General features: G+C 65.8%; 13 protein-coding genes and 1 tRNA gene. 7 read left to right on the forward strand and 7 right to left on the reverse strand.

Annotated features, from left to right (window positions below; genetic code table 11):
• Positions 1-50 precede the first annotated feature (50 nt).
• The 4 genes from BXU08_RS02725 (at position 51) to secA (ending at position 4616) form a co-directional block, all read left to right on the forward strand.
• Positions 51-494, forward strand: a complete 444-nt coding sequence (locus BXU08_RS02725) for an energy transducer TonB (RefSeq protein WP_171982395.1) — start codon at positions 51-53, stop codon at positions 492-494.
• A 67-nt stretch (positions 495-561) separates the two neighbouring features.
• Positions 562-1395 carry an energy transducer TonB gene (locus BXU08_RS02730; protein WP_077508565.1) on the forward strand — a complete coding sequence of 278 codons (834 nt, stop codon included), beginning with the start codon at positions 562-564 and terminating at the stop codon, positions 1393-1395.
• A 100-nt stretch (positions 1396-1495) separates the two neighbouring features.
• Positions 1496-1756 carry a hypothetical protein gene (locus BXU08_RS02735; protein WP_077508567.1) on the forward strand — a complete coding sequence of 87 codons (261 nt, stop codon included), beginning with the start codon at positions 1496-1498 and terminating at the stop codon, positions 1754-1756.
• Positions 1757-1871: 115 nt separating this feature from the next.
• Positions 1872-4616, forward strand: a complete 2745-nt coding sequence (gene secA, locus BXU08_RS02740) for a preprotein translocase subunit SecA (protein ID WP_077508569.1) — start codon at positions 1872-1874, stop codon at positions 4614-4616.
• Between the two features lie 208 nt (positions 4617-4824).
• Here secA and BXU08_RS02745 read toward each other — a convergent pair whose 3' ends face one another.
• From BXU08_RS02745 to BXU08_RS02755, 3 genes are all read right to left on the reverse strand, one after another.
• Positions 4825-5349, reverse strand: a complete 525-nt coding sequence (locus BXU08_RS02745; protein ID WP_253190482.1) for a hypothetical protein — start codon at positions 5347-5349, stop codon at positions 4825-4827.
• A gap of 214 nt (positions 5350-5563) precedes the next feature.
• Positions 5564-6085 (reverse strand): phosphoribosyltransferase, encoded by a 522-nt coding sequence (locus tag BXU08_RS02750; RefSeq protein WP_253190483.1) that lies wholly within the window; start codon positions 6083-6085, stop codon positions 5564-5566.
• Positions 6082-7098 (reverse strand): adenosine deaminase, encoded by a 1017-nt coding sequence (locus BXU08_RS02755; RefSeq protein WP_077508573.1) that lies wholly within the window; start codon positions 7096-7098, stop codon positions 6082-6084. Before BXU08_RS02755 ends, BXU08_RS02750 begins: the two co-directional genes overlap by 4 nt.
• A gap of 49 nt (positions 7099-7147) precedes the next feature.
• On the opposite strand from BXU08_RS02755, the gene BXU08_RS02760 reads away from it, so the two are divergent.
• On the forward strand, positions 7148-7381 hold the full coding sequence (locus BXU08_RS02760) for a KTSC domain-containing protein (protein ID WP_253190484.1): 234 nt from the start codon (positions 7148-7150) through the stop codon (positions 7379-7381).
• Here BXU08_RS02760 and BXU08_RS02765 read toward each other — a convergent pair.
• The 4 genes from BXU08_RS02765 to moaA all read right to left on the reverse strand — a co-directional run bounded on the left by BXU08_RS02765 (position 7367) and on the right by moaA (position 9719).
• On the reverse strand, positions 7367-7783 hold the full coding sequence (locus BXU08_RS02765) for a secondary thiamine-phosphate synthase enzyme YjbQ (RefSeq protein ID WP_077508575.1): 417 nt from the start codon (positions 7781-7783) through the stop codon (positions 7367-7369). The genes BXU08_RS02760 and BXU08_RS02765 overlap by 15 nt on opposite strands.
• A gap of 9 nt (positions 7784-7792) precedes the next feature.
• A tRNA-Asn gene (locus BXU08_RS02770) sits at positions 7793-7867 on the reverse strand.
• A 74-nt stretch (positions 7868-7941) separates the two neighbouring features.
• On the reverse strand, positions 7942-8709 hold the full coding sequence (locus BXU08_RS02775; protein ID WP_077508577.1) for an NAD kinase: 768 nt from the start codon (positions 8707-8709) through the stop codon (positions 7942-7944).
• Positions 8706-9719, reverse strand: a complete 1014-nt coding sequence (moaA, locus tag BXU08_RS02780; protein ID WP_077508579.1) for a GTP 3',8-cyclase MoaA — start codon at positions 9717-9719, stop codon at positions 8706-8708. The genes BXU08_RS02775 and moaA overlap by 4 nt, the downstream gene beginning before the upstream one ends.
• Positions 9720-9799: 80 nt before the next feature.
• On the opposite strand from moaA, the gene BXU08_RS02785 reads away from it, so the two are divergent.
• Together BXU08_RS02785 and BXU08_RS02790 are read left to right on the forward strand one after the other, a co-directional pair.
• Entirely contained in the window at positions 9800-11782 is a 1983-nt protein-coding gene (locus BXU08_RS02785) for a bifunctional diguanylate cyclase/phosphodiesterase (protein ID WP_077508581.1), read from the forward strand.
• Positions 11779-12180 carry a hypothetical protein gene (locus BXU08_RS02790; protein ID WP_077508582.1) on the forward strand — a complete coding sequence of 134 codons (402 nt, stop codon included), beginning with the start codon at positions 11779-11781 and terminating at the stop codon, positions 12178-12180. The genes BXU08_RS02785 and BXU08_RS02790 overlap by 4 nt, the downstream gene beginning before the upstream one ends.
• Positions 12181-12185 lie beyond the last annotated feature (5 nt).

A 12185-nucleotide genomic window follows, 5' to 3' on the forward strand; every position in this document is an offset into this window, starting at 1 on the left:
GCGCTGCTTCGGGCAAGCGGGGGGAAAGATCAATGATCTTGGCGGCGTCGATGATCGCCCTGACGTTACCGATCGGGCAACAGGCATCCGCGGATCGGCAACGCCTCGCCCCAGTGACGGCACGCGAATCGCGCATGGATGCGATGACCCGCAGCGCCGATGCCGCCGCCGTCGCCGCCATTCCCCGCGCAATTGCAGCGGCCCCGGAGAAGGGGACAGTGTTCCCGAGGCAAATATACATGCCGGATCTAAGTGACCTCTATCCGCCATCGGCACTCCGCGAAGAGCAGCAGGGGCGCGTGCATCTCAAATGCACGCTGGCGGTGGCGGGAACGCTCAAGGATTGCGCAGTCGCGCTGTCATCCGGGGTGGCGGCGCTGGACGCCGCCGCGTTCGAAGTGGCGAAGCTTGCCCGCTATAGCCCGAAGATCGTCGATCGCGTGCCCGAGGAGAGCCAAGTCATCCTTCCGGTGCTCTGGATGATCATGGAATAGGGGCGGGGCATATCTGCCGAGATATCAAGGCCATAGACAAGGTCAATCGTCCCAGGGAGCTCATCCGATGTACTTATTGTTGTTTTTCGGATTGATGGCCGGCCAGGCGAGCATTGGGCAGGACGCGCCTTCCGCCAAGCCGAGGCCAGCGACGCCGCCGGGAAGCTGGGCGAAGAATGAGGACTATCCGGACGCGGCCATTCGTGCGGGTGAACGAGGTTCGGTGGGCTTTACGCTGGATGTTGGAGCGAATGGCGAAGTCACCAACTGCACTGTCGATGCAAGCAGTGGCTCGCAGACGCTGGATGACGCTACCTGTACCATTATCCGGGCCCGTGCGCGTTTTCTACCGGCGCGCGATGCCAAAGGGAAGCCGATAGCGGCGCGCTGGTCCAGCAAATATCGCTGGGACTTGCCGGAGGCCGTCCTGACGCCGATTTCGACCTGGCATGCTGTGGCGGTGCTCGAGGTTTCCGGGACGGGCGATATTGTTTCCTGCGCAGATGAGTCGAGCGGGGCGATACCCGCCACTGTCGGGCCGCCCTGTGAGACATTCAAGGGCCGTTTGCCGTCGCAGATGCTGCAGGCGATCGGCGGCGCAGGCGCATCGCAGCAGCTCACGATCGAAATCGCGCTTACTTTCGACGATGCGCCCAGTCCGGCGCTTCGCTACGCGCGACCCGGGCAGAAGCAAAGTGCGCTCGCCACGGTGGCATTCGATGTTTCCGAGAGGGGCACAGTCGAGAATTGTCGTTCGGTTTCGACGGGACAGGAACGCTGGTTGGCCACGCTTCCCAGCCTCTGCGAAACGACCGGCCCGTTCGTCGCGCCGTCTGGTGTCGATGGAAAGCCGCGCCGGGCCTCAGCGGTGTTCACCACGGCCTGGTCGACCGCGCGATAGGGCGCGAAGCGCGATTTCGATTGGCGGACGGAATTGCAGTCACTATGTCCCACTCGGCTTAGTGCGGCAGTTTGGCCGTCATGCCTGTGAGACGAGACGCTTGAACCTGCTGCTTCTCCTGACTGCGCTGTTCGCGAGCCTGACCGGATCCGGTGCGGGCGATCGCGTTGTGCGCCACGTTCAGGGCGTGGCGGTGGTCCAGGCGGCGCAAGTGGCGCAGGCGGCGGTGCATTCGTCGCGGCGTGCCATTCCGGCAGCGCCCAAGCCCCGCCGCGCTGATGCGCAGCGGGCGACGTGGCCGCACAGCGAGAGCGCACCGCTCGTCGCAACTTATTTGCCCTTCGAGCGTCGGCTCGAGTGAGGCTTTGCGCGGCGCGCTGAGGCGGGCTGCCCTTTTTCGTCTTTCGCATGACGCGGGCGCCCCGAGGACGGGATGCGCCTGCCCGACCAACATTCAGATTACGACAGGAACTCCCATGCTCGGCGGCATTGCCAAGACCCTTTTCGGCTCCTCGAACGAGCGCTACGTCAAGTCGCTCGGGGCGATCGTCCAGAAGATCAACGCGTTCGAACCGACGATCTCGTCGATGAGCGACGAAGAGCTTGCCACCCAGACGATCCTGTTCCGCGATCGGCTTGCCAATGGCGAGAAGATCGATTCGATCCTTCCCGAAGCCTTTGCCACGGTGCGCGAGGCGGCCAAGCGGACGCTCGGCCAGCGCCATTATGACGTGCAGATGATCGGCGGCATCGTCCTCCATCGCGGCGAGATCGCCGAGATGCGCACCGGCGAGGGCAAGACGCTGGTTGCGACGCTGGCGACCTACCTCAACGCACTGCCGGGCGAGGGCGTTCACGTCATCACCGTCAACGATTATCTCGCCAAGCGCGATGCCGAGTGGATGGCGCAGGTTTATGGCTTCCTTGGCCTGACCACCGGGGTGATCGTGCCCAATCTGACCGACCAGCAGCGCCGCGACGCCTATGGCGCGGACATCACCTATGGCACGAACAACGAGTTCGGCTTCGACTATCTGCGCGACAATATGAAGTATGACCGCGCATCGATGGTGCAGCGGCCCTTCGCGATGGCGATCGTCGACGAAGTCGATTCGGTGCTGATCGACGAGGCCCGCACTCCGCTGATCATCTCGGGCCCGACCGACGACCGCTCGGAACTCTATATGAGCGTCGACGCGATCGTGAAGCAGCTCGTGCCGGTCGATTACGAGAAAGACGAGAAGCAGCGCACGATCGTGCTGACCGAGGACGGCACCGAGAAGATCGAGCGGATGCTGGAGAATGCCGGGCTGCTGATCGGCGCCAATCTCTATGATTTCGAGAACACCCAGGTGGTCCACCACCTCAACCAGGCGCTGCGCGCCAACGTGATGTTCAAGCGCGACATCGATTACATCGTCCAGGAAGACAAGGTCGTCATCATCGACGAGTTCACCGGCCGCATGATGGACGGCCGGCGCTGGTCCGAGGGCCTGCACCAGGCCGTGGAAGCCAAGGAAGGCGTGCAGATCGAGCCGGAGAACCAGACGCTCGCTTCGATCACCTTCCAGAACTACTTTCGCATGTATCCCAAGCTTGCGGGGATGACCGGCACCGCCGCGACGGAGGCGCCCGAATTTTTCGACATCTACAAGATGAACGTCGTCACCATCCCGACCAACCTGCCGGTGCGCCGGGTCGACGAGGAAGACGAATTCTACAAGACCACCGAAGAGAAGTTCGGCGCGATCGCCAAGAAGATCCGCGCGCATTCGGCCAAGGGCCAGCCGGTGCTGGTGGGCACGGTATCGATCGAAAAGTCGGAACTGCTCTCGGAATTCCTCAAGAAGGAAGGCGTCGAGCACGCAGTGCTGAATGCGCGGCATCACGAGCTGGAGGCCGGCATCGTCGCGCAGGCTGGCCGGCTGGGCGCGGTGACGATCGCCACCAACATGGCGGGCCGCGGCACCGACATCCAGCTGGGCGGCAACCTTGAGTTCCGCGTCCATGAAGAGCTGGAAGGCATGGAGGAAGGCCCGGCGCGCGACGCCGCGATCGAGCAGATCAAGGCCGAGATCCAGGCCGAGAAGGACCGCGTGCGCGAAGCCGGCGGACTATTCGTGCTCGGCACCGAGCGCCACGAGAGCCGCCGCATCGACAACCAGCTGCGCGGCCGTTCGGGCCGTCAGGGCGATCCGGGCCTCAGCCGCTTCTACCTGAGCCTCGACGACGATCTGCTGCGCATCTTCGGCTCGAACACTTTGTTCGCCAAGATGATGCGCAACAATATCGAGGACGGCGAAGCGATCGGAAGCAAGTGGCTGAGCAAGGCGATCGAGACCGCGCAGAAGAAGGTCGAGGCGCGCAACTACGACATCCGCAAGCAGGTCGTCGAATATGATGACGTGATGAACGACCAGCGCAAGGTCATCTACGAGCAGCGCGCCGACATCATGGACGCCGATACCGTCGGCGAAGTGGTGGTCGACATGCGGCTGGAGACCGTCAATGCGATCGTCGGCGAGGCGTGCCCGCCCAACAGCTATCCCGAGCAGTGGGACGTGGCCGGTCTCAAGGAAAAGGTGATGGCGACGCTTGGCGTCGAAGCGCCGGTCGATGAATGGATCGTCGCCGAAGAGGCGATCGAGCCCGAGATGGTCGAGGAGCGCATCCGCGAAATGGCCGACGCGCTGGTCAACGACAAGGCTGCCGAGCTCGAGACCGAGACCTGGACGCAGATCGAGAAGTCGATCCTGCTGCAGAATCTCGACCATCACTGGAAGGAGCATCTCGCGCTGCTCGATGCGCTGCGCCAGGTCGTCCATCTGCGCGCCTATGCGCAGAAGACGCCGATCAACGAGTATAAGCACGAGGCGTTCGCGATGTTCGAGCGGATGCTCTCGAGCATCCGCGAGGATGTGACGCGCACGCTGGCGTTCGCCCAGTTCCGCATGGCGCCGCCGCCGGAACTGCCCGAGCTGCCCGACTTCCTGACTACGCATATCGATCCGCTGACCGGCCTCGACAATACTGGCGACTATGACGGCGGTGCCGTGGGCACGGTATTCAACCAGCTGCCGCCGATGCAGATCCCGCAGCCTTCGGGCGAGGATCTCGGCACCGATCCCGCCGAGTGGGAAGGGCTGGTCAGCCGCAACGCGCCATGCCCGTGCGGTTCGGGGCGCAAGTACAAGCACTGCCACGGCGCGCTGACCGCGTAAGGCACGAAAAATCCTCCCTCGCTAAGCGGGGGAGGAGCGAAACCCGAAAATGTCCCCTTTGAAAAGGGAGGTGCGGGAGTGGGTTTGCAGCGGCGGAGGCTCGATGCCTTCACCGCCGCCGTTTCGGCAAACCCAATGAGTCCCTTGGGGCGCCGACGCGCGCACCCACCCCTAACCCCTCCCTGCAAGCAGGGAGGGGAACGAGGCGTTATCGAACTTCGGGCATCTTGATCGACGGTCCGAGACGGTCGAGCACTTCGCGTGCGTCGAAGGCGCGGAGGTTGTCGCCCGGCTTGGGACCGCGGCCAGTCACAATCTCGGCCATCGCTTCATACTGGCGGACGGTACGATAATCCCAGTCGCGCGAGCTCCAGAACGGATCGTCCCAGAACGGATTATAGTTGCGCCAGCCCCAGCGCGGGCCGCGATAGAAGCGCCAGGACGGGCTCCAATAGCCCCACGGACCGCCGCCATAATAGCCGCCGCCAAAGGCGCCGGGGGTGCGATAGGTGTCGGTGCGGGTCTCGGTATCGCGCGTGACCAGCACGAAATGGTCGAAGCCGCGCTGCACGGTCAGCTCGGCCGCCCGGTAAAGCAGATAGCGCTCGACGGTTTCACGTGCGGTGAGGCTGTTGCCCGAGAAAGCGACGCGGAACCGGTTGCTCTCGATCTGCTCGTCCGAATAGCCTGCACCCGACGCCGAGGTAGCGGGCTGGTAGGGTGTTGCAGTCATGCAGCCGCCTAGCGCGGCGCTGCCCATCAGGGCAGCGGCCAGCGCCAGGATGCGCGGGCGTCTGGTTATGCTATTTAGCATGGTTCCTCCGGTAGTTACGGCAAGGGGCGGGGATGCCCTGTTGTGAGTCCGAACGCGCACGGGACAAGAAAGGCTCCCGCGCGAATACGCGGCGAAACGTGCAGCAGCGGCGATTGACGGAGGCTGAACGAGTTCAGGCGATCCGCTCCGGGACTTCCATCGCCTCGGCGGCGAGCTTGTCGCGCGGCGCCATCGCTTCCCAGGGGAAGACGAACCAGTCCTTGGTGACGCTACGGTCGATCGTGCGATAGCGATATTCGACGCGCTGGCCCGAAACGCGATTGTCGATCAGGACGGCGAAGCGGATATTCTCGGCGACCGCGCCCTGTGCGGCCAGCGCGGCGCGGATGTCGCCTATCGTGCGGCCGCTGTCGTTGATGTCCTCGACGAACAGCAACTGGTCGCCGCCGCGCGTGCGCTCGGCGAGAATCGTGACCAGCGCGGCACCGAAGGACGCGATGCCGGCCGAATGGTCGATCGAGACCAACTGGAGGTCCATACGGTGCGACAGATAGACGCTGGGCGCCAGTCCGCCGCGGCCTACGCCGACGAGCAGCGACGGACGCCAGCCCTCGGCTTCCATCGCTTCGGCGAGCGCGTGCACCCCCGCCACCATGTCCTCATGGCTGAAAGCAGTGAAGACGATCTCGGTCACGCCTGCGCCTCGACAAACGCTTCGACGCGGGCGAGATGCTCGGCGACGACGTCGTCGGGCAGGAACGAGCCGAGAAAGCTGTTGCGCGCCAGCGTGACCAGATCATCGCGGTCGAGCTGGCGGCCCTGGGCGATCGCGCGGTAATTGTCGGCGACATAGCCGCCGAAATAGGCGGGGTCGTCCGAATTGATCGTAGCGCGAAGTCCAAGGCGAAGCATGCGGTCGATCGGGTGGGCGTCCACCGAGGCGACATTGCACAGCTTGACGTTGGAAAGCGGACAGACCGTGAGCGTCATTCCGGATCGCGCCAGCCGCGCGACGAGGCCGGGATCCTCGAGGCTGCGATTGCCATGGTCGAGCCGATCGATCTGGAGCACGTCCAGCGCCTCGTGAACATAGGCGGGCGGGCCTTCCTCGCCGGCGTGCGCGACTCGCTTGAGGCCCATCGCGGCGGCGGCGGCGAAGACGCGCTCGAACTTGGACGGCGGATGGCCGAGTTCGGATGAGTCCAGCCCCACGGCGGCGATGCGGTCGATCCAGGGCTGGGCCTGGCTCAGCGTCTTGAACGCATCTTCCTCGTCGAGATGGCGCAGGAAGCACAGGATCAGCTTGGAAGTGATGCCGTGGCGCGCCTCGGCCTCTGCCATGCCGGCGAGCAGGCCGTTGGCGACGACGCCGAACGGGATGCCGCGATGCGTGTGGGTCTGCGGATCGAAGAAGATCTCGGCATGGACGACGCCGTCTGCCGCCACCCGATCGAAATAGGCGAGCGCAAGGTCGCGGAAATCCTCTTCGGTGCGCAGCACGTCGGCGCCGGCATAATAGATGTCGAGAAAGTCCTGGAGGTTCGAGAAATCATAAGCCGCGCGCACGGCCTCCACCGACGCGAAGGGGATCGCGACATTGTTGCGTCGGGCGAACTCGAACATCTGCTCGGGCTCGAGGCTGCCCTCGATATGAAGGTGCAGCTCGGCCTTGGGCAGGCCCGTGATGAAGGCGTCGAGATCGGTCATCGCACAACCATCGCAGGGGCGGCCCGCCAGCGCAACGCCGCGACTCGTCATGCGTTCAGCGACGATGCCGTCGAGCGTGATCCGCGCGTGGAACTATGACGAAGCCGAGCAGCGGCTCGACGTCACCTTCGTCAGCGGCAAGCGGTACAGCTATCACGAGGTCCCGCCGCCGGTGGCGGAAGGGATGCGCGAGGCATTCTCGAAGGGGAGCTACTTCAACCGCCGCATCCGCGATCATTTCGCCTTCACCGAGCACCGCAGGCGGACGTCACTCGCCGAATAGGTGCAGCGCGATCTGTCGGCGGTGCGGCCGGCGGCGATGCTCGAAAAGATAAATGCCCTGCCAGGTACCCAGCGCCAGCCCGCCGCCGATCAACGGAATCGAGAGGTGGATGCCGGTGAGCGTCGCGCGCAGATGTGCCGGCATGTCGTCCGGCCCCTCGTCGTCATGCGCATAGCCGGCATTTTCCGGAGCGAGGCGCGCCACCCAGTCCTGCAGATCGGTGCGGACTTCCGGCGCGGCATTTTCCTGGATCAGCAGCGACGCCGAGGTGTGGCGACAGAACAAGGTAAGCAGGCCCTGGTCCATCGCCTGGGCATCGACCCACCGGTTCACATCGCGCGTGATTTCGAACAGCCCCTGGCCGTTCGTGTCGACGCTGAGGATATGCGTTGCTTGTCGCATCGGCAGAAGTGGCTCCCCGGGCCTGATTCGAACAGGCGACCATTCGATTAACAGTCGAACGCTCTACCGCTGAGCTACCGGGGAAAACCGTCTTCTAAGCGACCAAGCCGCTGCGGAGGCGCGCCTATAGCAGCGGGTTTTCCGACATGGCAAGGGGCTCAAGCGATGAATTGTTCCATCGTTATGCGGTCATCGAGCGCGTGCTCGGGATCGAACAGCAATGTGAGGTCGCGCATATGGTCGATCTCGACATAGACCTGCGCGACTTCGCGGATTTCACGCTGGTCGGCAACGGCACTGACCGGGCGCTTGTCCGCCTCCAGCACGCGGATGCCGATGCGGGTCTTTTCGGGCAGGATCGCGCCGCGCCAGCGCCGCGGGCGGAAGGGACTGATCGGCGTGACGGCGATCAGCGCCGAGCCGAGCGGCAGGATCGGACCGTTGGCCGAGAGGTTATACGCCGTCGAGCCCGCCGGCGTGGCGACGAGCATGCCGTCGGCGACCAGCTCCTCCAGCACGACTCGGTCGTTGACAGTCACTTCGAGCTTGGCGGTCTGGCGGGTTTCGCGGAGCAGGGAGACTTCGTTGATCGCGGGCAGCATGCATTGCTCACCGTCGATCGTCACGGCAGTCATGCTGAGCGGCGACACGCGAAAGGGTTTCGCGCGCGTCAGGCGCTCTTCCAGCCCCTCCAGCCGCCAGTCGTTCATCAGAAAGCCGATCGTGCCGAGGTTCATCCCGAACACCGGCAGGATGCGGCGGCGCTCGAGCATCGCATGGAGCGTCTGGAGCATGAAACCGTCGCCGCCGAGCGCGACGACCTGTTCGGCCTGTTCGATCGGCACCCAGTCATAGGCGCGGCGAAGCTCCTCGGCGGCGACTTGCGCCGGGGGCGTGGGCGAGGCGACCAGCGCGCGGGCGGTCATCCGCCGGTGACGCTCATGTGGCGCGCGACCGCAGGGGCCGAGCCGGCCGAGATGCGGAAGTCGTGGCGTTCGGGCTTCAAGTCGAGTGCGTCGCTGATTCGCGCATCGACTTGCGCGAGTCCGCCGCCGCGGATCGCCGCGCGCAGATCGACCGAATCCTCATGCCCCAGGCACATGTGGAGCTTGCCGTCGGTCGACAGGCGGACGCGGTTGCACGTCGCGCAGAAATTGCCGGTGAGCGGCGAGATCAGGCCTAGCCTCGTCTCGGTGCCCGCGAGCCGCCAATAGCGTGCCGGGCCGCCGGACTGATGCGCGTCGGGGACGAGATCGAAGGCATCGCGCAAGTCGGCGAGCACCTTTGGCAGTGGCAGGAAGCGGTCGGCGCGGTCCTCGTCGATCGCACCGAGCGGCATCGTCTCGATCAAAGTAAGGTCATGGCCCTCGGCGCCGGCCCAGCCGAGCATGGGCGCAATCTCATGTTCGTTGAGACCCTTCAAGGCGACCATGTTGATCTTGATCCGCAGTCCCGCCGCCTTCGCCGCGGCGATCCCGTCGAGCACCCTGGTCACGTCGCCGTGGCGGGTGATGTGGCGGAACAGCGCAGGATCACGGCTGTCGAGGCTGACATTGATCCGGCGCATGCCTGACGCGAACAGTTCCTCGGCATGCTGGGCGAGGCGCGTGCCATTGGTGGTGAGGGTCAATTCGTCGAGCCCGGCGCCGACTTGCCGGCCGAGCCGCCAGGCGAGCTCGATCATGTCGCGGCGGACCAGGGGCTCGCCGCCGGTCAGCCGGATCTTGCGCACCCCGCGCGCGATGAAGCGCTCGGCGATCAGCGCGATCTCCTCGAGGCTCAGCAGCGCCTCGCGCGGCAGGAAGGTCATCGCCTCGGACATGCAATAGCGGCAGCGCAGGTCGCAGCGATCGGTGACCGAGATACGCAAATAGGTGATCGCGCGCCCGTGGCGGTCCACCAGTTTGTCGGCGTTCTGGACGGGGACGCTGGCCATGATGCCGGGGTAAGGCCTTGTGCGCGGCCAAACAACCCTTGCGATGGCGGCGCGCGACGCTTCCGGCTATCGAGGGCGCAATGGATGACAATTTCGCGATCGCCGACCCCACTGCCACCGCCGAGACTCCGGTGTTCGTGCTCTCCTTCCGTCAGCGCGATGAGGTAGCGGCGGCGGCTGCCGGCGGGGGGTGGCGCGTCGTCGCGGCGCGGCGTCCCGACGGGCTCGAGCAACGCTTTCTGGCTAGCGGCGCCAATGTCGCAGTGATCGATGCGCGCGGCGCGATGAGCGAGGGGCTCGACGCCACCAAGGCGCTGGGCCGGGTGATCGCGGCGCATGGCGGGGCGATGCTGATCCTCGTCTCGCAGAGCGACACGGTCCACATGCGCTATTTCTACGATGCCGGCGCCACCCATTTCCTCGGCAGCCCGATGTCGTCGGCGGCAATGGCGCATGCGATTCGCTTCGCCCAGCGCCATGTCGAGCGGCTAGCGCGGTCGAGCGGGCAGGGCAGCGGCGCGTCCGAGCCGCTGGGCTGGCGAGTCGATCCCGAGATGCGCTCGCTTCAGCTCACTCCGGGGCTGGCGAACCTGCTGGGGCTCAGCGAGGCGCCGGGATTGCTGTCGGTGATGCGCCGACTGGAGCCCGAGGACCGGCGGCTGGTCAAGTCCGCGCTCAAGCGGCTCGACGGGACGCACGGCTCGACTGCTTTCGCGCATGACCTGGCCGGCGTGGGGCGCGTGGTGCAGCACCTCCAGTTTGATTCGGCTACCGGCTCGCTGCACGCGCTGGTCGAGGCGCTGGGCATCGCGCCGGATGCGAGCGTGGCAGTGCGCGATGCGCTTACAGGCGCGCGCGACGCGACGAGTGCGCGGCGCTGGATCGATCGCGAGTTGGCCGAAGGGCAGGGCGTCGGCGCGATCCTGATCGGACTCAGCCGGTTCGAGACAGTCAACACCGCCTATGGCCGCGCCGCCGGCGACGAACTGCTCCGTGGCGTCTCGCGGCGCGTGGCGGAAGTGGCGCGCGAAACGCTGGGGCGCGAGGCGATCGTCGCGCGGATCGGCGGATCGGAGTTCCTCGTCGCGAGCAAGGATTCGGACGCGGCGCGGCTTGGCGAGGCCGAGGCGCGGCTCGAAGAGGCGCTCAGCCGGCCGTTCATCGCGGGCGGGGAGATCGCGCATCTCGGCGCGCGGATGGCGAGTGCGACCAGCGTTCCCGGCGATGCGGCGGCAAGCCTGTTGCGCCGCGCGAGCGAAGCCCTGTTGGGCGATGCCGTGCCGGCTGAGCCCAACGCACCGCCGATCGAGGAACTCGCCAACGATCTGCACCGCGCGCTGGAGCGCAGCGAGATCGGCGTCCGCTTCCAGCCCCAGGTGGCGATCGCATCGGGGCAGATCGTCGGCGTCGAGGCGCTGGCGCGGTGGCATCATCCGCAACTGGGCGAGATCGGTGCCGAGACGCTGTTCCTCGCGGCGCAGCGCGCGGGTCTCGATGCGCAGCTCAGCGATCATGTCCAGCGGCGTGCGCTCACCGGCGCGGCGCAATGGCCCTCGAAGCTGGGGCGGCTGCGGCTGTCGATCAACGTCACCGCGAGCGATGTCGCACGTGCCGGGTTCGCCGACAGCCTGCTCGGGCGCGTCGATGCGAGCGGATTCCCGCGGTCTCGGCTGACCGTCGAGATCACCGAGAGCGGTATCATGGCCGACCTGACCGACGCGGCGCGACTGCTTTCGCAGCTGCGCGCTGCGGGCTGCCGCGTGGCGATCGACGATTTCGGCACCGGCTATTCGAGCCTCGCCTATCTGAAGGCGCTGCCGCTCGACTATCTCAAGATCGACAAGCGGCTGAGCCAGGACATCACCGGGGCGCATCGCGACCGAGTGGTGGTGCGCGGCGTCATCGACATGGCGCGCTCGCTCGGGCTCGCCGTCGTCGCCGAGGGCGTCGAGACCGACGCGCAGCTCGACTTGCTCGCCAAGGAGGGCTGCCAGTATTTCCAGGGCTATCTGTGCGCCGAACCGCTCGACGTGCCCGCGCTTGCCAATCTGGTGCAGGGATGAGCGATCCACAGGACGTCAGCGGCGTCTGGTACGGGCGCTATGCGGCCGATCACGGCTATGAGGACAACGGCTTCATCGCGCTGCTGGAGGAGCTTCATGGTGCGGTTACCGGTACGATCAGCGAGCCCGACGAGGATAGCGGGAGCGTTCGCCGTGCGACGGTGCGCGGACAGCGCGATGGCGCGAGCCTGCACTTCACCAAACAGTATGACGGGAGCGGTGGCTGGATCCACAGCGTCGACTATAATGGGCACGTCGATGCCGACGGCACGCTGGTGATGGGCGGCTGGATCGTCGAGGGGCTCACCGGCGCATTCGATATGACGCGCGAGAAGTTCGACGCCGAGGCACTGGAAGCCGAGGAAGACGTCGAGATCGTGATTGGCAGGCGGGTCTGAGGATC

Source organism: Sphingomonas sp. LM7 (assembly GCF_002002925.1).
Lineage (GTDB): Bacteria > Pseudomonadota > Alphaproteobacteria > Sphingomonadales > Sphingomonadaceae > Sphingomonas.